Source organism: Paraburkholderia strydomiana (assembly GCF_031456815.1).
Taxonomy (GTDB): Bacteria; Pseudomonadota; Gammaproteobacteria; order Burkholderiales; family Burkholderiaceae; genus Paraburkholderia; species Paraburkholderia caledonica.
In genome coordinates this window covers 745,537-765,412 of sequence record NZ_JAVDVL010000001.1, presented here as the reverse complement: position 1 = coordinate 765,412, position 19,876 = coordinate 745,537, and the positions used below count along the sequence as shown (strand labels likewise).

Sequence of the window (19,876 nt, the reverse complement as noted above, 5' to 3'; positions counted from 1 at the left end):
CTTCTGGAACTTGAAACGTTGGAGGCAGCGTCAAAGGAGAGCTTACGCGGTGCACGACTGCCGTTGTCGCGTCGCTCGGTTCATAGGCCAAATGTTCTAGCGCGGCGCTTGCTCCGGGATATGAGGAGGGAAAGCCGTTTGTTGAAGAACTGCATAACGCAACTGAGAACTCCCGGGTGATCGATCACGTGTCTAACGGCGGTCACGAAACGCTTTTCACGAATCGCTTCGGTCACATCGACCCAGTGAAGAGACGCCTTGAGAGACCAATGCCGGCGCGCACACGCGGCGGCCAAACGTGCAGAGAGTGTGTGCGATGCGCGGAAACGTGCATTTGCGTCAAGCATGCCTCGTAGCGTCTGCCGGTCCGCTGACTTGTCAGAGGAGAGCGAACCACCACGGCGCCGGTAGCGGTAACCCATTGCCGGATAGACAATTATTCTTGCATCGTGCTTGGCCAGTAAGCGCAACAGGATATCGAAGTCTTCTCCGGAACGAAGCCGCTCTTCATACCGAAGTCCAGTCAGGAGCTCGGCATTGATCATAGGCTTAAGATACGCCAGGCGTGGCGCTTTGATCAAAGAGACGGCATCGAAACTTTTGAAGCTTTCAAGGCCCAGCAGGGAATGTCCGGTGAGCGAGCCCTCCTCGTCCACGATAAGTAAATCGTCCGCTACGATGCCTGCACCAGAACTCTCCGCGCGCTGCAGCAGCGATTCGAGGCGTCCTTCCGCGAGGACGTCATCACTGTCCAAAAACGTAATCCAGTGTCCTCGTGCGCATTCCAGCGCACGATTACGAACAGTGGACGGCCCCGCGTTGAACGATGCGGTCAGAAGCTTGATTCGGGAATCGTTATCGGCAAAGGCGCGAACGATTTCCACGCTAGCGTCAGTTGACGCGTCATCCGCGACGATCAGTTCCCAGTCTTCAAGGCTCTGTCTCTGGACCGACTGAATGGCTTCGCCGATCCAGCGTTCACCGTTGAAGTTCGCCATGACGACAGTGACAGATGGAGCCGCTGCATCCGTCATCCGTGTGACGGGTTTATCTGTCTGCGCGCGATCGTCCACAGATCGCGCCAAGGAGAGGTCTTCGCCCGCCATGTATTCGTTGCTGGACAGGCCGACGGTTGACTGTGACTGGTGATGAGGCATATCAGCGCCGTTCGAAGTTAGACAAGCTTAGTGAACGTCAGAGGAGGGCTTGGGTTCGAGCCTTCGTCATGCGCGAATCTTGCATAACGAGGGAACACCGTCCTTCTTCCTAACGGGCGGCGCTGCACCGGGCCAGGGGATTGCAGATGTAGCGAACCGCGTAGTCTGCGACAGGGGAGTATGGAAACAGACACAAACTGGATAGCGCGAGTGTCCCCAACTTCTTCTTCAGGCTCCAGAAAGGGTTCGCCACAATGGCATGCAGATACCGGTGCGAATCTCTTAGCATCCAACGCCAACGGGTCGTCAACGGAGCATGGTAGACGCTTGAATAGAAATGAGCTCGTTCGTATGCGAAATCGTGGAAGTCGGCCGGCAGTTGCATTCCCATGCGACACCAGGCCAGTTCCCGAAGGGTCACCCAGCGGGACGGGAATGCCTTCGGGGCCTTTTCCTGCTGATCAGAGTTAGCAAACAATGCGTCTCTCCCTGCGCTTGCATATACGCGGTATCCGCCGAGCGACACCGGGATACTCGATACAGGTCCAACTAGAGCCGACCCATAAATTGCATAGAAATCTGCGCCATACCGGTCCTTGATCGTTTCGGGTACAGGAAAGATCTTTCTAAGAGCACTGACGCTGTAGGCGTTTCCAGACGCCGGCGGTGACGGATAGAGCCACCCATCGAGCAAAAGCTTTCGACAATCGCCATCGATTCGAGAATGAGGTACATACGCGCCCATCTGCTTGCTCGTGTGATCGATCACGTCTAGCTGAAACTGCACTTTTGCAAGATTTCCGTTCTCGAAGCGCTGCATCACTTCGGACACGGCGCCCTGATAAAGGACGTCGTCAGCATCGAGGAACAGCACGTAATCCGTTCTGGCAAGATGCAGCCCTAAATTGTAGGCAGACACCTGGCCGCCGTTGTCCTTGAAGACGGAGCTAACGCGAGCACCATAGCCTTCGATGATTGCGCGCGAGCCGTCTGTTGATCCGTCGTCGATCACTATGACGTAAGTGCTCATGTAGTCCTGTGCAAGCGCCGAATCGATTGCCTCCGCCAGGAACTGTTCGTAATTGTGATTGCATATGATGACTGTCATGTCCTTCATGATGTGTCACGCGCGAAGGTAAGGAGGGATCTGACGGCCTGCGACCGCTTTCATATGAACCGTCGGCGGATGAGCGTGCTGGCAATGTTTTTCGGCGCGAGCAACGTGGCAATGCTCCAACCGGCGATAAGACAGCGGAAAGCAGGGCGCTCGAAACTTGCGCGAAAAGGAATGGAAAGGGCGTCGCGCAGGGCTCTAATTCTGCTGTCGCCGGGCAAGGGATGCTGTCGCGGTGTGAGCCGTAGAGAGGCGACGCGCAATTGCAACAAGTGAGGTGCACAAAACAGGGTGCTGAGCGGCGGTGCAGGCCGGCCGGTCATCGCGCAGGCCTTGCAGGCAGCGCTGTGACGCTTGAGTGCACGCGCGATCTCTCGTCCGAAGTTGCTCGTGCTCGCGCTCATGGCGCTGTCATTCGCGCCGTGCATGCGATAGAGCACTAAGGGCGCAGCAATCGTTTCTACATCGCCGAGGTAGGGCGCCATGGCGATGCACGTTGAGTCCGTGAATGAATCGTAACTCGCATCCAGTGGAAAGATCTTTTCCAGAAAACTGCGTGCGTAGGCATTTCCCGATCCAGGCGGCGTTGGGTATTCGGACGTTTCATAAGCCCAGTGACGGATCGCTTCCGACGATAGACCGGGCGGGATCTTCGGGATCACATTTCGAATCTTTGGAATCGCATTCTCGTTCTGTATGCGACGGCCCTGCGCGTCGACGCGCTCCATCAGTACCTGTACCTTGCTCAGGCCGGTCCGCCATACTGAAGCAATGGCGCGCAACGCACCGGGCATTAGCACGTCGTCCGCATCGAGGAAGATGACGACGTCGCCTGTACTTCTCGCGAAGCCTACGTTGTTGGCGTCCCGCTGCCCGCCGTTCTTTTTAAAGATCGCGGTGATTTTTTCACCAAACGAGTGAATGACGTCGGCCGAGTTGTCTGTCGATCCGTCGTCCACAACGATGATTTCCAGCCGGTCCCAATCTTGCGTCAAGGCGCTTTCAATAGCCTGTCGAAGAAAATGCCCATAGTTGTAGTTGGCGATGACGATCGAGAAAAAGAGGCCCTTTTTAGCCATAGATTCGCTCCGTCCTGCGTTCATCGACTGCCTCCGGCTTCTCAAATGAATCAAGCGTCCTGAACCTGCGAGATGCGCCGCACCGACCAGCGCTAGGGGCCAACCTGATTGATGTCGCCGGAAAAATGGCGCGGCCAACGGTGCCGCGTGTGGCACCCTGGATGCAACTATTTAAGAACAAAGGTTTCGGAGTATGCGATTGCGGCCTAAAATCGGGCGATAAAGGCGCAAAAAGTTGAAACGGCGGGGGTTTCGGCAGAGGATAAGTACTGCTTTCCAATCGCAAAACGCGAATTGCACATGCCGCGCGATAACGCGAATCTCGTATCTATTTGCAACTTGCTTCTTGAGATTCGGACACCGATATTGCTAACCGATACTCAAAGGCAGTTACGTCAGACGACTAATCGTTAGATCTGCGCCGGGCAGCGGCACGACGGTAGCCACCTGGATTGATCTACGGGCTTCATAGAAGGCAGAGCATCGGAGAGTGAAAATCGATCACGCAGCGGTGAATGTCACATTCGCGCAAGAAAGAATCAGCAGCTAGTGTTTCGGTTTAATTGACGACGATCGGCCGCGCGTGCGAGCTGACACTTGGAGCTAATCGATGAAGGTTGCTTTTTACAAGAGAACGCGTCCCGGCCTGGCCGGGAAATTAAACCGCCTGATCCGGTGGTGGACAAACAGTCCCTATTCGCATTGCGAACTTGTCGTCGCTCCAATCATCGACGCGCATTTGTGCGCATCGTCGTCGTTCGAGGATGGCAGCGTGCGCTTCATCACTACGAAGCTCGATCCAGCGCGATGGGATGTTGTCGGACTCGCGGCCGATCCGGTGACGGAGCGGGCTGCGGTGGAGTGGTTCAACGATCATTTCGGCGAACCGTACGACTTCGCACCTGTCTTCGCTTTCCTGCGGCGCGGCGGCCGTCATCGAGGTCGCTGGCACTGTTCGGAGTCGATCGGGGCAGCGCTGGGTATGCCGGAGTCCTGGCGGTTCGATCCCGCTACGCTGCACGCTGCGCTGTCTTCCGATTCGGTGCAGTCGCCGCCCGACGACATGCCGCCACTGGTGTCGGCGTGATTTCGGGCGAGTCTCACTGACTGATGGTTGATCTTCGTTGCGAAGCCGGTAGGGGAAACTGGAAAGATTCGGTGGCGCGAAACCTCGATCGATCCTGTCGGAGAGCCTCGCCGTTCGCCTTTGATCTCTCAGCGCGCGCATTCCGCACCAATCAAGCTCAACGACATACTTCGCTGTCCAAATCAATGTGTTAATCGGACTTTGCACGTGTGTCGGCGTGGCGAACCAGTTCCTCCCATCCAGCCATCGTCATCTCAGCGACGGCTTGGAGTTCTGCTCTTTCGGCGCCGTCCCGCGCTCGGATCGCCATACCGCTTTGAACTGTTTGCAGGAACCTCGCGAGTTGCGCTATATCAAGGGATTCCGGCAACTCACCCTCAGCAACGGCCTTTTCCAGGCGCGAGACGAGCACATCAAACGCTCCACCTCGCGTGGCCCGCATCAAGTCGTCAAGCTCGGCATGGCCATCGCTTCCGACGGTGGCCAGTGTGACCATGCAGCCGTGTGGCAAACCGCAATCTGCCCCAGTCATCGCCATGGCTGAGTCCCACAGATAGGCGAACGCCGCTTCGCGTGCGGTAACAGCCTGGCGAAACCTTCCCAGGACCAGATGCTCGTAGGTCGTCGAGTAAAGCCGCATCGCTTCGGCATATAGCTCGTCTTTCGATCCGAAAGCGGCATAGAGGCTGGTCGAGCCGACGCCGAGCGCGTTGGTCAGGTCTGCAATTGAGGTCGCCTCATAACCCTTGATCCAGAAAAGCCTCATGGCTTGCGCCAGTGCTGCTTCGCGATCGAAAGCGCGTGGCCTGCCGCGGCCACGAGGTGGGCGTGCAATGGTCATGGAAGTTTTCTCTGATTTTTTCTGCATCGATCACTACATAAATATCTTGACTGTCCGTGCCACCGATCCTACCATTTGTGCATCGATCACTACATAAAAGGCGGACAATGAACAACAATCTTGTCGGAAAACGGGCATTGGTCACCGGCGGCTCGCGGGGCATCGGCGCCGCGATTGCACTGGCGCTTGCAGAAGAGGGCGCGGACGTTGCGGTAACGTTTCAGAACTCAGCCGAGCGGGCGCAGGCAGTTGTGGCCTCGATCGAGAAACTGGGCCGCCGCGGTGTCGCGATCAAAGCCGACAGTGCCGATCCGTCCGCCATCAGGCGATCAGTCGATGAGGCCGTCGGCGCGTTGGGTGGACTCGACATTCTCGTCAACAACGCGGCCATCGCTCGCTACAACACGATCGCCGACTTCGACCTGGCGGACATCGACGCTCTCCTTGCGGTCAACGTCCGCGGTCCCATTCTCGCGACGCAGGCAGCCATCCCTCATCTCAAAGCGGGCGGTCGCATAATTACGATCGGCTCCGCCGGAGCTGATCGCATCGTGGGGTCACCGGGAACGGTCTACTACATGACCAAGTCCGCGCTGCAGTCGTTCACACGGGGGCTGGCTCAGGAGTTGGGCTCGAAGGACATCACTGCCAATCTGGTTCAACCGGGCTCGACTGATACCGAAATGAACCCGGCTAACGGCGAGAGCGCGGAATTCCAGCGCAGCCTTACGCCGTTGGGACGCTTCGCCGCACCGGCTGACATCTCCGCGGCCGTCACTTTTCTTGCAAGCCCGGCGGCAAGGCATGTCACTGGAACAATTCTCACGGTCGACGGGGGCTTGCTGACTTAGGTCGGTAATGCGGTTTGGTTATGACGCGAAGAAGGCGTGGAAATGGCCGATACCGGGCGGTTTGTGATGTGTGCTTGTTGCCTGGCCGCTGACCGGGCGTCATGGGCATTCACGATTCGAGGCTCTCGGCAGACATGAGTCTTCCTGTGAGTCCCTTTCCTCGTTGTCGTGCAGTTGCCGGTTAAGTAGATCAGGGATCTATGAGGTCTCACCACCAAGGCGAAGAAACCAAGATCCATTTCACACGCTGAGTTCCCTCTGAACTGGTCAACAGATCGATGGGACGTTGATTGTCCAACATCGGCACTTCGCTATACAGCCATCGGATCGCATCTGACTTCAGGCAACCCCAAAGAGCCGTGGCAATGGTGTGGTCCGCAACCAACCTCATCAGTTCGTCGGTAGTGCTGTTCACCTTCCGCTCTGGGGCCAACGCTTTGACAAACCCGTCCCAACCGTTAAGCTCCGGATTCACTTGCCTCCTGCAGTCCATGAATTCAGCTCCTTGTTTGTAATTGTCGGCAATTTACCCGAGATGCTCGACTGACGGAGAGTGGCCGAATGCCAAAGACCACGCGTGAAAGGCGCGCATGCCCAGTGACTTCGGCCCCAGCCTTCGGACCCGACCGAACTCAGCCGCCCGCATGGGGCGCGGGCCGACTGCTCTCAGTACACATCAAAGTTCGAGAAGCGCGCGCCCTTGACCTCCTAGAATGCCATTTGGTGCACGGGCAATTGTCGTACACAGAAGCTTGCGGTTCGTATTGAAGCGGAATTCGTCATCCGAGGCGTAAGCGGCCAACTCCTCGAAAGAGAACTACATATCCAAAGGAGCGATCATGCAGCAACTGGTGAGACACCCATTTGTCCTCTTTGCCATCTCTTTCGTGCTGATGTCGATTGCGGCCCGGCTGGGTAGCCGCACTCTGCGCTCGCGGATACAAATCGACGAAGACACGCGTGATGACTTCAAGATCGTTCAGTCCGCAACGCTGACTTTGCTCGCGCTGGTCATCGGATTTAGTCTGTCCATGGCAGTGGGCCGCTATGACCAGCGAAAAAACCTCGAAGAGGAAGAAGCCAACGCGATCGGAACTGAGTTCGTCCGCGCTGAACTGCTGGCCGACGCCGAGGCGGCCGTGGTCCGCTCGCTCCTCGTGCAGTATCTCGCATTGCGTGTCGAGTTTTACCAGACCCGAGACCTTCAACGTGTCCAGCAAATCGATGCCGCGACCGCGGACATGCAGGCCAAACTGTGGACTGCAGCCAAGGCCGGCGCCGTTAAACAGCCGAGCCCACTTAGCGCGCTAGCCATCGCGGGCATGAACGATGTAATCAACACACAAGGCTACACGCAGGCGGCATGGTGGAATCGAATCCCTGTAGCCGCATGGATATTAATGATCGTCATTGGCCTGTTCAGCAATCTGCTAGTGGGCTATGGCGTCAAAAATGCAAACGCCAAAAACCGCTTCCTCGTGATCATGCCTTTAACAGTGTCTCTCTCGTTTCTGTTGATTGCAGATATCGATAGTCCGCGGAACGGCATCATTCGGATTGTGCCGCAAAACCTCATTAGCACCGCGCAAACACTCCCGAAACCGTAGTGCCCGGAAACAGGATTATTGGACCCCAGCGCATGTCAATTAGCTGCACGTCAAGTCGGATACGAGACCGTTCAAGCGCCTGACAACAGCCGGTTTGTCGAGGTTCAAACGCCTATGTACTGCCGTCGACAAATGAACGCTGATGGCCGGTTTTCTGCCTGACGGCGATTGGCCGCACGCGACCCACTGGAGACGGCCGCATCTGCCCGAAGCGGCCGCTCACAACGAACGAACAACGACGCGGCCGGCAGCCGTGACCGCGATTTTCCTCAACGCTTGGAGCGGGAAAATATGTTGACAAGATTCCCATCCGGATCGCGTAGCAAGAGCGAGCGATTGCCCCACGGCATCAACGTCGTCGGCATCACGATGTTTGTCCCGGACGCCTTCATCCGTTCGAACACCGCGTCGACGTTCTCCACTTCGAACTCCAGGATCGCCGATTGATTTGCAGCCGCAGTGGCAGCACCGACATTGAAAAGCTCGATCAGATGCTCGGACGAAATCGCAAGCGTCGCTCCTTCGAACCGCATTTCGGCAAATCCATCGGCCGGACGTACAGCCTCGATACCGGAAAGCCTTTGATAAAACTCCACCAGCCCATCGATATGCCGGGTAACAACACGAACCGATGCGAACTTCATTTTGAACTCCTCGCCAAGAAAGGGAGCTCAGTCTAATGGTCGATACTGTCAGATTCTGGCAGTATGGTGCGTCTGGCGACGTGATTGAGCCTACGCCACTCACGAAGCAGTGTTGACCGCCTTTTGGGGTAGCGCTCTTCCAACTGCTCGACGTTCGAGATGCGGTCCGAACGGAAATTCCGAAAATCAGCTCGAAGCTCGCACCAACACATCAGGACCCGCGCCTGGTCGAAATACACCAAGGCAAAGGGCCAAACGACACGCCGCGAGTGAATACCACTGGCGTCCACGTATGTAATATTGAGCTTCTGCTCTTCCCGGACTGCGGCACGCAGAAGGTCAGGCGAGATTTTGTGGACAGGTCTCGTCAACGGCGCGCCGACTAGCAGCGAAGACTTCTCCAGTTCGCGACGCAGTTCAGTGGGCAGTATGGCGGCTATCTTAGCAAGCGTGCTCAGCGCACCGGACGACAGCGTGTTGTCGCAGCGATCGGCCACCCAGCGCATGCCAAGAACCAGGGCGTCGAGTTCCTCTGAGCGAAACATGATCGGCGGCAGCATGAAGCCCGGTTTCATAACGTAACCGATGCCCGGTGCCCCCTCGATCATTGCTCCTTGCGCTTGCAAACTGGCGATGTCCCGGTATAGCGTGCGGATGCTCACGCCGAGCTCCTCGGCCAGGGCTTGGCCACGCACGGGACGTCGATAACGACGTAACACTTGCAGGAGATGAAGGAGACGTTCGGAGCGGGACATACGTGAATCCTGGTATTGACACTGAAGCAAATCGACGACGCTATCGGTTACTTCAAATTGAATGCGATATGTCGCGTCCAGACAGACATTGCATTGTTGACGATCTATGCGGCTCTGTCGAACGTCTCAATCTGGCCGTCCGTTGCCCGTTGCATCAGTCGTGATACGCGAGTGCGACCAGAGCACCTCCGTGCTCGCGCGTACGACGCCAGTTCACAAAAGCGCATGCGTCTTGCAAGCCCGCGAATTGGTCCGGACAGCGCTTTCTGAAACTGTCGACACCGCCAAGTAATATCGTTAGTGTGCATCCTGGGCTCACGTGCACCTGCGTCATCGCGGCTTCGGGCTCGTCGAGGTAACCCAAACAGTCAATTAGCGCATCCAAGTTATTGCCGTAAAACGGCGCGAAGCCAAAGTTTCGCGAGAAGACCCGATGAAGAGAGGGCCAGTCTGTAATTTCGGTCGTGTCTACGAACACCGTCGTCATCGCTGTTTTCCGAATTGTGCAGGCGCTTATTTTGCATTTGAAGCCTAGCGCACAACGCAAGGCCCGGCGTCGTCGATAGTTGACGATTCAGATGCTCGCGTCGAGTGACTGTTTGTGGCCGCACAGAGCCCTCGGCATACACCCCAACGCAGGCCGACGCCCGCATCCAGCCGAACCGACAAATCCGCGTCCCAAAAGATTATTCAAGCCTGGATGAGCCAACTTCGCGAAGCGCTCAAATCCTGACCACATTCATTTAGCAAGATCGCGAATTCGGAAACGCGCAGCCAAACTAATCCGCGAGCTTTTAATCCACACCGCCACCTGCAGCCAGCGATATCCACCCCACATCCCGCCCGCGCGAAGTCCAAAACGCCGCCGCTCCCATGGGCACAACGCTTGCGCACTCCCGCAGATGCTTACCGGAGGACCAGAAAATGAGCAAGCGGGATGTACCAGGCGTCGGGCCCTATGGCGGCCCGGCTGGCGGCTGGGGAGCGTTGCAGGCAGTGGCTCGCGCCGTGCGCCAGCAGATGGGTGTGGCGCGCGAGGCGACGATGCTGTTGAAGGTTAATCAACCGGCCGGTTTCGATTGCCCAGGGTGCGCATGGCCGGACCCGCGCAGCACGTCGTCGTTCGAGTTCTGTGAAAACGGGGCGAAGGCTGTGTCTTGGGAAGCAACGAGCAAACGTACGACACCCGATTTTTTCGCACGGCATTCACTCAGCGAACTGTGGCATTGGAGCGACTTCGCGCTTGAGGACGAGGGGCGGCTGACTCATCCAATGCGCTACGACGCTGCCACCGACCGTTACGTGCCGATCGAGTGGGACGAGGCGTTCGCACGTATCGGCGCCGCGCTGCGTGCCTTACCCGATCCGAACATGGCGGAGTTTTACACGTCCGGCAGGGCGTCGAACGAGGCGGCGTTTCTGTTCCAGCTGCTCGCGCGCCGGTTCGGCACGAATAACTTCCCTGATTGTTCGAACATGTGCCACGAGCCCACGAGCGTGGGTCTTCCCGAATCGATCGGCGTCGGCAAGGGTACGGTCACTCTCGCCGACTTCGATCATTGCGACGCGATATTCTGCATCGGACACAATCCCGGCACCAACCATCCGCGCATGCTCGCGACGCTGCGCGCCGCGGCGCGGCGCGGGGCGAAAATCGTGGCGCTCAATCCGTTGCGCGAACGCGGACTGGAGCGTTTCACTTCGCCACAAGACGCTATGGAAATGGCGACCGGGCGCTCTACGCCCATTGCCACCGACTATGTGCAACTCAAGATCGGCGGCGACGTCGCGGTCCTGAAAGGGATGATGAAAACGCTGCTCGACATGGACCGCGAGAACCGCGGTAACGGAGGCGAGGGCGTAGTGGATCGCGCGTTCATCGACGAACACACGACCGGGTTCGACGAGCTGGTGCGCGATCTGGAAGCCACGCCGTGGGACCAGATCGTGTCGACGTCGGGCGTTGCGCGCGACGAGATCGAAAAGCTTGCGCGCATTTATGCGGAGTCGCGCGCCGTGATCGTATGTTATGGCATGGGCATCACTCAGCATCGCAGCGGGACCGCGAACGTCCAGCAGATTGCGAATCTGTTGCTCATGCGAGGAAACATTGGACGCGATGGCGCAGGCATCTGTCCGCTGCGTGGCCATTCCAACGTGCAAGGCGATCGCACGGTGGGCATCACCGAAGTGCCGCCGCCTGCGTTCCTCGATTCGCTCAAGCGCGTGTTCGGCTTCGAGCCTCCGCGCGAGCACGGGCACGGCGCGATTGCTGCGATGCAGTCAATGCGCGACGGCCGCGCGAGGGCGCTGATCTGTCTGGGCGGCAATCTGCCCGTCGCGATGTCGGACCCCGGCGTCTGCTTCGACGCGATCCGCAAGCTCGACCTGGCTGTGCATATCGCCACGAAGCTGAACCGCTCGCATCTGCTGGCCGCAAAAGAGACGCTGTTGCTGCCGTGTCTCGGGCGCACCGAACTGGATGTCCGGGCAAGCGGGCCTCAGTCTGTCACCGTCGAAGATTCCATGTCGATGGTGCATGCGTCGCAAGGATCGCTGCCGCCAGCGTCGGTGCATCTGCGTTCGGAACCGGCGATCGTCGCAGGCATTGCCAAAGCATCGCTCGACGATCCGACGCTCGACTGGGATGGCTGGGTCGCGGACTACAGCCGCATTCGCGACCTGATCGAAGCGGTCTTTCCGCAATTCGAGCGCTACAACGAGCGCATACGCGAACCGGGCGGCTTCCGGCTTTACAACGCCGCGTCTGCGCGCCGCTGGGACACGCCCGACGGCCGCGCGCGTTTCATCGCCCATAGCGGCGTCATGGAAGATCCGCGCGTGAATCGCAGCGACGCGCTACTGCTCGCCACGATACGCAGCCACGATCAGTACAACACGACCATTTACGGCTACAACGACCGCTATCGCGGCATATCGGGTCGTCGCGATGTGATTTTCGTCAACGAGCAGGATCTCGACTCGCGCGGTCTGCAGCATGGCGATCTCGTCGATGTCGAAGCGATCGAAGACACCGTGAGCCTCGGCGGATCGCGTCGTCTGTGCGGGCTGACGGCGGTCGCTTACGACATTCCCCGCGGATCGATGGCCGCCTACTATCCCGAGGCGAACGGGCTCATCGCATTACACGACTGCGACGCGCGTAGCGGGACGCCGTCGTACAAGTCGGTGCCCGTGCTGCTCTCGCTCAGCACGGGAGATTGCTTGCCGGACGACCAGGCGTCGACGTGGCAGCAAGGCGACGTTCGCAACGACCGCACAGGAGCGGCCATCGCAGGCGAGACTCCCCATCGTCCGAACGATGGAGCGATGCCGACGTGATTGCTGGTGACTGCTACTGATGTCGTGCGCGGCATGTCGACTGCGCAGCCAGGTCCCACCACTTGATGAACGGAGAGTCGCAATGAGCAAGGATCTCAAACCGAAGGATCGCGTCAGCTGGAACACACCGCAGGGCGAGACGCACGGACACGTCAAACGCGTCATTACCGAGCGCGCGAAAGTCGATGGACACGTTGTTGCGGCATCGCCGTCCAGTCCGTCGTATGAAGTGGAGAGCGAGAAGAGCGGCAAGCGCGCGGTTCATAAAGGCGAGGCGCTGCGCAAGTCGCGTGGCTAGCGGCGCACGCCCGGTATAAAACTTCCTAAGCGCCAGCGACCGAAGGCGGTGGGCGGCCTTGTCCTCGTCGCATCGTCTGTGCAGTTTTTGCGTCAGGCGTGCGGCTTCTCTGACGCAACTAACGGTCTGTCGCGCCTGCCGTCGCCGAGGTTGGTCGACGTGTTGCACAAGTTGAACCACGAAACGGCATGCTTGCATCGGAATTCCCGACCGCACGTGCCGGTGACAAGCGCGTACGCAATTTTTGCGCGTGCGGGACGCTAGCTATCCAAGCAACGGGACAAGTGACCGACGCCCGAAACGTCGCGATCTTACAAGCGGAAAATTTTGCTCTCACGCGCGTCTTTTGCACTGTTTGCCCACCCCGATGCAAGGGCCGCGAAAGGGCCAAAGAGTCAACACGGAGGCAACGACAATCGTCCGACATGACCACACAACGAACCGCATTATTTGAAGGATAATGTCTGCCTTTTTGTCCCGTTGAGGTGGCCGTGAGCGACCAGACATCATCCGACGCAAAACGTGCAGCAGTGTCTGTGGCTCATGATTTCCTTTATGGCGGCGGCGAAATGGGCGCGCTGTTGCGCGCGCATAACTGGAGCGCCACGCCTCTAGGCGAACCGGAAACGTGGCCACAGAGCTTGCGGTCCGCGTTGAGCATTTGTCTGGAAGCCAACTTCCCCATCGCCATCTACTGGGGACCGGAACTGGCGCTGCTCTACAACGATGCGTGGAGTTCCATTCCCGGCAAGAAGCACCCTGGTGCCTTGGGTCGGCCGGGCAGGGAAGTGTGGCCCGAGATCTGGGACACGATCGGTCCGCTATTTCATCAAGTGCAGGAGACCGGAGCCGGGGTTTGGCAGCATGACCAATTGCTGCCCATGCACCGCCACGGATACACCGAAGAGTGCTATTTCAATTTCACGTTCAGCCCGATCCGGGGTGAAGGTGGACAGGTAGAGGGCATCTTCAATGCCGTCCTCGAAACGACGTCCTCGGTTCTGGCAGAGCGGCGTGAGCGTGCGCTGCGCGAACTTGCCGAGGCCCTGGCGGCGAGGCGCGATGAGCTAGAGGTATTTGCAGTCGCGGCGACGCTGCTCGCCACGAAAAGCGTCGATGTGCCATTCAGTCTGCTTTACCGGATCGACGACAACGCACAGCAGGCGCACCTGATGGGACTCACCGGCGTCGACCGGGACAGTGCGGCTGCGCCGGCGGTGATCGACCTTGGCGACGCCGACACGCCGTGGCCTCTGGCCAGCGTGCTGCGCACAGGGCAGAAACGCCTCGTGGAAGATCTTGCCGAACGTTTCACGAAGCCGCTCCCGGGCGGTCCGTGGCCCGAGCCGTGTACTCAGGCGCTCATCCTTCCGATTCAGGCGACGGCGCACCCGGGAACGGTTGCCGCCATTCTTGTCGCGGGGATAAGCCCACGCGGCGCCGCCGACGACGACTACCAGGCCTTCCTTGAGCGAGCCGCCTCACATATCGCGACCAGCCTGGCGAGCGCTCGCGCCTACGAGGAAGAACGGCGACGTGCCGAAGCGTTGGCCGAGATCGATCGAGCAAAGACGACGTTTTTTTCCAATGTCAGTCATGAGTTTCGTACGCCTTTGACCCTGATGCTAGGGCCGATAGAAGAGTTGCTCGCCGATCCGGAGCAACTTGGCGAAGAAGGGCTTCGGCAAATTCAGCTCGCCTATCGCAACGGCCTGCGGCTCCTGAAACTCGTCAATTCCCTGCTGGATTTTTCGCGTATCGAGGCAGGTCGCCTGAAGGCCAGCTTTCAAGCCACGGATCTTGCGCAACTGACCACGGACCTCGCCAGCAATTTCCGCTCGGCCATGGAGCGTGCGGGGCTGACCTTGACGGTCGATTGCGAGACGCTCACACAGCCGGTCTATGTCGACCGTGACATGTGGGAAAAAATCGTTCTAAACCTGCTCTCCAACGCGTTCAAGTTCACGTTTGAAGGCGGGGTATCGGTCGAATTGAGGCAGCACGACAAGGCTGAACTGGTTGTTCGCGATACCGGGACCGGTATTCCCGAGGCGGAACTGCCACGGGTCTTCGAGCGGTTTCACCGTATCGAGGGAGCCCGCGGTCGCTCATTCGAGGGCAGCGGCATTGGTCTCGCGCTCGTCGAGGAACTTGTCAGGCTGCATGGCGGCACGGTTCGCGTAGAAAGCGAGATCGGCAAAGGGACGGTATTCACCGTTGCGATTCCTTTTGGCGCGAAGCACCTGGCGACTCCGCTGATCGAACATGAAGGACCGGTCGGCTCGAGCGCCTTACGTGTCGAGGCCTACGTCGGCGAGGCTGAGCGCTGGTTGCCAGACGCGGAGGCGCCTCACGAGACTTCGAGCAGAGACAGAAGCGGCGAGTCCGTTACGGCTGCGGCGCGGCCCGCTACCGATGGCGCCCACATTCTTCTGGCCGACGACAACGCCGACATGCGGGCCTACGTGCAACGTCTGCTGGGCGGTTCTCACCACGTGGAAGTCGTCGCGGATGGGCAGGCTGCACTGGAGACGATTCGCCGCCGCCGTCCCGATCTTCTGCTCACCGACATCATGATGCCGAGGCTCGATGGCTTTGGCTTGATACGTTCCATCCGCGGCGACGCGACGCTGAAGGACCTGCCCATCATCGCGTTGTCGGCGCGAGCGGGGGAGGAGGCGAGCCTCGATGGCTTGGCTGCCGGCGCCGACGACTACCTCGTCAAACCATTTTCCGCGCGCGAACTCGTCGCGCGGGTCGACTCAGCGCTGGCCATGGCGACCCTTCGCAGGCAGATGAGCCACGCTCTGCGCGACGAGGCCAACCTGCTCGAGATCCTCAATAAAATCGGCGCGACGATCGCGGCCGAACTGGATCTGGACCAGGCGGTGCAGGTCGTCACCGATGCCGCGAAAGAACTCACGGGCGCCGCTTTTGGAGCGTTTTTCTACAATGTGCTCGACGAGCGTGGCGAGCGCTATACGCTCTATTCGATCTCGGGCGTGCCGCGCGAAGCATTTTCGAAATTTCCAATGCCGCGCAACACGAAGGTGTTCGCGCCGACGTTCAACGGCGAGGCTATCGTGCGCTCCGCCGACATCAAGCGGGACCCGCGCTACGGCAATAGCGCGCCGTATTTCGGCATGCCTGAAGGGCATCTGCCCGTGTGCAGTTATCTGGCGGCTCCGGTCGTGTCGCGCTCCGGCGAAGTGCTGGGCGGGCTCTTCTTCGGTCATCCCGAACCGGATGTATTTACCGAGCGCGCCGAGCGCCTGCTGCTCGGCGTCGCAGCCCAGGCGGCGATCGCCATCGACAATGCACGGTTGTATCAGGCGGCTCAGACTGAAATCGCGCAACGAACGCTGACCGAGCAGGCTTTGCGTGAAAGCGAGGAACGGCAGCTACGCCTGAACGAGACGCTGGAAGCGAAGGTCGTCGAAAGGACGTTGGAACTACAGGCCGCGAACGAACAGCTACTTACCGCGGCCGAGGAGCGTGAGCGCGTCGAAGAGGCGCTGCGCCACGCACAGAAAATGGAAGCCATCGGCAAACTGACCGGTGGCGTCGCTCATGATTTCAACAACCTGCTGCAGGTGATAGCGGGCAATCTCCAGTTGCTGGCGAGAGATATCAATGGTCATGAAGCCGGGGAAAGGCGCTTACGTAACGCGCTGGCCGGGGTCACGCGCGGCTCGAAGCTTGCCTCGCAATTGCTCGCTTTCGGGCGACGCCAGCCGATGCGGCCGAAGGTGGTCAACCTTGGCCGGTTCATCCGCGACATGGACGATATGCTGCGTCGCGCTCTGGGCGAGGAGATAGAGATCGAAACCGTCATTTCCGGCGGTCTTTGGAACACCATGGTCGATCCGAGCCAGGTGGAGAACGCGTTGCTCAATCTCGCCATCAACGCGCGCGACGCAATGAAAGGCCGTGGCAAGTTGACGATCGAGGCCGGCAATGCGTCGCTCGATGCCGTCTATGCCGCTGCCCACCCCGACGTCCGGCCAGGACAGTACGTGATGCTTGCCGTCACTGACACGGGCTCAGGAATGTCGGGAGAAGTCATGGAGCACGCGTTCGAACCGTTCTTCACCACGAAGCCGGAAGGGCAGGGAACCGGCCTTGGCCTGAGCATGGTGTGGGGCGTCGTCAAGCAGTCGGAAGGCCACATAAAAATCTACAGTGAGGTGGGCGAAGGCACCACCATCCGTATCTACTTGCCGCGGTCCCGCCAGGAGGAGGACCGCACGCCAGAGGCTGAAACTGCACCGGCGGTCGGGGGAACGGAAACTATCCTGGTCGTGGAGGATGACGAAGACGTGCGCAATACGGTCGTCGATATGCTCACGGACCTCGGATACAGGGTGCTGAAAGCGAGAGATGCGCAAAGCGGGTGGGCCATCATAGAAAGCGGCGTGCCGATCGACCTGCTCTTCACCGATGTGGTGATGCCTGGCCCGCTACGCAGTCCCGAACTCGCTCGAAAGGCGAGGGAGCGGTTGCCGGACATTGCAGTGCTTTTCACGTCGGGCTATACGGAAAACGCGATCGTGCATGGCGGCCGCCTCGATGAAGGCATCGAGTTGCTGAGTAAGCCGTACACCCGGGAGGCTTTGGCGCGAAGGCTCCGTCACGTGTTGGCAAATCAACGGCAACTGAACAGCCAGCGTCCGGCCCCGGCGGTCCGTGCGCGGCCTACCCGTGAACGGCCTGTCGTCGAAATTGCGTCCCCCGCGCTGCGGGTGCTGCTGGTCGAGGATGAGGAATTGATCCTGATGTCCACCGGAGACATGCTCGAAAGTCTGGGGCACCGGGTGTTCACCGCGGCAAGTGGCGAACAGGCGCTGCCGATTCTGGACGCCCATCCCGTAGACGTGCTGGTCGTGGACCTGGGCTTGCCCGGTATGTCGGGCAGCGAGCTTGCAGTTCAGGCGCGCAGGAAGTACCCGAAGCTGCATGTCGTGATTGCATCGGGCAATCCAGACCCGAGCGTGTTGAGCAACGAATGGCTTGCCGGGGCGGTAGTTCTGGCCAAACCCTATGACGAGCAAGGCTTGACGCGAGCCATCAGGGGAAAACAGTAGCAGTCGCAGCGGCAGGAGCGGGCGCCGTTGTTGTTGGGGCGGGCGTCGCGAGCTGCGCGGCGACGTGAGCTACCTACGCGGCAGTGTCGCCAGGTTCGGTCGCCGGTTACCGGGTTCTCGTTTGCAGCAACTCGCGCACGGAGTTCAGTGCGCCGTCGGCGATCTTGCCCGAATCGATCTTGTAGGTGCCTTGACGCAACTCGGCTTTGATCGACTCGACCTTCGCGGTATCGATATCCGGATCACTGAACGAGCGTAGCGCGGACATTGACGTGAGATTCACCTCGGTATTTTGCGTACCGGAAGTGCCGGCGGGGTTCACGGATTCGATCGCGCCATTCGTGTCGCTGTTGTTCGTTGCGCGCTGCGTGGTGTTGCGCGGCGCCGCGAGCGGGTAGTTGCTGGGTTCAATCTTCATGGTGTGTGTCCCTCACTTGTTAAGTTCTTTAACGGTATGGCGTTTGAAATCTTCACCCTGCTACGGCGAGCCCGGCCGCGCGCGAGCTGTTCCGATGGGTGAAAACCGTTGCCAGGCGGGGACTTCGGCGGATTGAAACAAAGTGCAACAATTTGTGAGCAATACCACATAAGGGCTCGAACGTACTTCGGAGAGCATCCCGGACGCTGATGACAAAGCGGCGCGCGCGCAGGTTTGGAGCGCGCGTGAACCTAAGCCGGCAGTCCGTTTGCCGAACACCGATTCACCAGCGCGCGAAGCGCTGACGGCGTGTTACCCGCGGATGGGTGGCGGCGCCTGCACAATCGGAGCCGCCGCCGCAAAAAGATCCGCGCGGTTGCCGGTGCGGGGCGGATAGATCCGCTCAGTATTGATGACCCGTTTGACGTTCTTCGCCTGCTGACCCTGTGCGGCGAGCCTGCGCTCCCAGCCTTCCGTATAGACCGCGCCCCAAGCGCCAAGGTCGAGAATGGTCGTGTACCAGTCGATGTCGAGCGGCAGCATCGGCAGACCGAGCAGATCGCAGACGACGTTGTGCCCCGCGAAACGCCCCATCGGTCTGCTGTGCTGGCAGGACATGACGGATTCATGCTTGCCGTCTTCGAACAGCGCGCGCGCCACGTCGCCGGCTGCGAAGACGTCGGAGACACCTTTTACGCGCAGGTTCTCGTCGACCGGCACCCGCCCGAGCGCATCGCGCTCGACAGGAATGCAGCGCGTCAACGGACTCGCATGCATGCCGCCACACCAGATAATCGTCGATGCGTCGACGCGCTTGCCGCCCGCCAGCGTCATCCCAGTGTCGTCAATCTGCTCGATCTCGACATTGGTCATCATCTCGACGCCGAGTTGCGTCAATGCCTGCTCGATGACCGGTTGCGCACCGCCCATCGCCATCGCGATCCGTGGCGCACGCTCGATCAGCATGACGCGAACCTCGCTCTCACGCAGGCGCTCACCGCTCGCGGCCAGGAGGTCGCGCACACGATGCGGCAACTCGGAGGCGACTTCCACGCCCGTGAGGCCTGAGCCGATAACAACGAAGGTCAGACTTCCAGCAGCGTGTGAATGCACCATTTTCAGAAGCCGTCGTTCGAGGCGTTCGGCGCCTTCGTATGTATCGACGTTGAATGCATGGTCCGCGAGCCCACCAATCGGCGCGTCGACAAGGCGGCTTCCCGAGGCCAGCACGAGCTTGTCGAAAGTCAGCGGCGTAGTGCGTCCGCGGACGCTCAACGTGACCTGTTTGCCGGCGACATCGATGTCCGTAACTGCGCCCTGGATCCATTGCACGCCGACGGGGCCGAGCACATCGCTCAGCGGTACGAGCGTGGCCGCGAGATCCGCTTCGTAGTTGCGCACCCGGATGCTGTGATGCGCGTGCGGGTTGATCATGACGACTTCGACCTGATTGCTCGCGCCTTGCTCATCGAGCTTGCGGGCCGCGCCGATGGCACTCCACAACCCAGCAAAGCCGCCGCCGATCACGACGATCCGTTTCATGGCCGCTCCTGTTCAGAGACGTGTGCGCGGCCAATCTGCCCGATGTGCGGCGCGGCA

The 19,876-nt window shown here is 59.6% G+C and carries 16 protein-coding genes; 6 read left to right on the top strand and 10 right to left on the bottom strand.

What is annotated here, in order from left to right; all coding sequences use genetic code 11:
- Window positions 1–80 precede the first annotated feature (80 nt).
- From J2W46_RS03450 to J2W46_RS03440, 3 genes are all read right to left on the bottom strand, one after another.
- Window positions 81–1,157 carry a glycosyltransferase family 2 protein gene (locus tag J2W46_RS03450; RefSeq protein WP_310351314.1) on the bottom strand — a complete coding sequence of 359 codons (1,077 nt, stop codon included), beginning with the start codon at window positions 1,155–1,157 and terminating at the stop codon, window positions 81–83.
- A gap of 109 nt (window positions 1,158–1,266) precedes the next feature.
- Window positions 1,267–2,274, bottom strand: a complete 1,008-nt coding sequence (locus J2W46_RS03445) for a glycosyltransferase family 2 protein (protein WP_020066454.1) — start codon at window positions 2,272–2,274, stop codon at window positions 1,267–1,269.
- Between the two features lie 50 nt (window positions 2,275–2,324).
- Window positions 2,325–3,350 (bottom strand): glycosyltransferase, encoded by a 1,026-nt coding sequence (locus tag J2W46_RS03440; protein ID WP_020066453.1) that lies wholly within the window; start codon window positions 3,348–3,350, stop codon window positions 2,325–2,327.
- A gap of 610 nt (window positions 3,351–3,960) precedes the next feature.
- On the opposite strand from J2W46_RS03440, the gene J2W46_RS03435 reads away from it, so the two are divergent.
- Window positions 3,961–4,437: a hypothetical protein gene (locus tag J2W46_RS03435; protein ID WP_310351311.1), complete on the top strand. Its 477-nt coding sequence runs from the start codon at window positions 3,961–3,963 to the stop codon at window positions 4,435–4,437.
- Between the two features lie 190 nt (window positions 4,438–4,627).
- Here the strand turns inward: J2W46_RS03435 and J2W46_RS03430 are convergent, their stop codons facing one another.
- Window positions 4,628–5,305: a TetR/AcrR family transcriptional regulator gene (locus J2W46_RS03430; RefSeq protein ID WP_310351308.1), complete on the bottom strand. Its 678-nt coding sequence runs from the start codon at window positions 5,303–5,305 to the stop codon at window positions 4,628–4,630.
- A gap of 80 nt (window positions 5,306–5,385) precedes the next feature.
- On the opposite strand from J2W46_RS03430, the gene J2W46_RS03425 reads away from it, so the two are divergent.
- Window positions 5,386–6,129 carry an SDR family NAD(P)-dependent oxidoreductase gene (locus J2W46_RS03425; protein ID WP_204521781.1) on the top strand — a complete coding sequence of 248 codons (744 nt, stop codon included), beginning with the start codon at window positions 5,386–5,388 and terminating at the stop codon, window positions 6,127–6,129.
- Window positions 6,130–6,337: 208 nt separating this feature from the next.
- Here J2W46_RS03425 and J2W46_RS34330 read toward each other — a convergent pair whose 3' ends face one another.
- The gene (locus J2W46_RS34330) at window positions 6,338–6,520 is read right to left on the bottom strand and encodes an antitoxin Xre/MbcA/ParS toxin-binding domain-containing protein (RefSeq protein WP_374726808.1); all 183 of its coding nucleotides are present in this window, start codon (window positions 6,518–6,520) and stop codon (window positions 6,338–6,340) included.
- Window positions 6,521–6,968: 448 nt separating this feature from the next.
- On the opposite strand from J2W46_RS34330, the gene J2W46_RS03420 reads away from it, so the two are divergent.
- The gene (locus J2W46_RS03420; RefSeq protein ID WP_310351305.1) at window positions 6,969–7,736 is read left to right on the top strand and encodes a bestrophin-like domain; all 768 of its coding nucleotides are present in this window, start codon (window positions 6,969–6,971) and stop codon (window positions 7,734–7,736) included.
- 269 nt (window positions 7,737–8,005) lie between these two features.
- Here J2W46_RS03420 and J2W46_RS03415 read toward each other — a convergent pair whose 3' ends face one another.
- The 3 genes from J2W46_RS03415 to J2W46_RS03405 all read right to left on the bottom strand — a co-directional run bounded on the left by J2W46_RS03415 (window position 8,006) and on the right by J2W46_RS03405 (window position 9,622).
- Window positions 8,006–8,380, bottom strand: a complete 375-nt coding sequence (locus J2W46_RS03415) for a VOC family protein (RefSeq protein ID WP_204521779.1) — start codon at window positions 8,378–8,380, stop codon at window positions 8,006–8,008.
- Window positions 8,381–8,412: 32 nt separating this feature from the next.
- A complete protein-coding gene (locus tag J2W46_RS03410) occupies window positions 8,413–9,135 on the bottom strand; it encodes a helix-turn-helix transcriptional regulator (RefSeq protein ID WP_310351302.1) in 723 nt (240 codons plus the stop codon).
- Window positions 9,136–9,289: 154 nt separating this feature from the next.
- Entirely contained in the window at window positions 9,290–9,622 is a 333-nt protein-coding gene (locus J2W46_RS03405) for a barstar family protein (RefSeq protein ID WP_087753462.1), read from the bottom strand.
- A 437-nt stretch (window positions 9,623–10,059) separates the two neighbouring features.
- Between J2W46_RS03405 and J2W46_RS03400 the strand changes: the two genes are divergently transcribed.
- From J2W46_RS03400 to J2W46_RS03390, 3 genes are all read left to right on the top strand, one after another.
- Window positions 10,060–12,477 carry an FdhF/YdeP family oxidoreductase gene (locus tag J2W46_RS03400; protein ID WP_087753461.1) on the top strand — a complete coding sequence of 806 codons (2,418 nt, stop codon included), beginning with the start codon at window positions 10,060–10,062 and terminating at the stop codon, window positions 12,475–12,477.
- 82 nt (window positions 12,478–12,559) lie between these two features.
- Window positions 12,560–12,775, top strand: a complete 216-nt coding sequence (locus J2W46_RS03395) for a hypervirulence associated TUDOR domain-containing protein (protein WP_020066445.1) — start codon at window positions 12,560–12,562, stop codon at window positions 12,773–12,775.
- Window positions 12,776–13,260: 485 nt separating this feature from the next.
- Complete coding sequence (locus J2W46_RS03390; RefSeq protein ID WP_374726802.1) at window positions 13,261–17,859, top strand: response regulator; 4,599 nt, start codon at window positions 13,261–13,263, stop codon at window positions 17,857–17,859.
- A gap of 106 nt (window positions 17,860–17,965) precedes the next feature.
- Here J2W46_RS03390 and flgM read toward each other — a convergent pair whose 3' ends face one another.
- Together flgM and J2W46_RS03380 are read right to left on the bottom strand one after the other, a co-directional pair.
- Window positions 17,966–18,277, bottom strand: coding sequence for a flagellar biosynthesis anti-sigma factor FlgM (gene flgM / locus J2W46_RS03385; protein ID WP_131321253.1), 312 nt, complete (start codon window positions 18,275–18,277; stop codon window positions 17,966–17,968).
- A gap of 312 nt (window positions 18,278–18,589) precedes the next feature.
- Entirely contained in the window at window positions 18,590–19,819 is a 1,230-nt protein-coding gene (locus tag J2W46_RS03380) for an NAD(P)/FAD-dependent oxidoreductase (protein WP_310351289.1), read from the bottom strand.
- Between the last annotated feature and the right edge of the window lie 57 nt (window positions 19,820–19,876).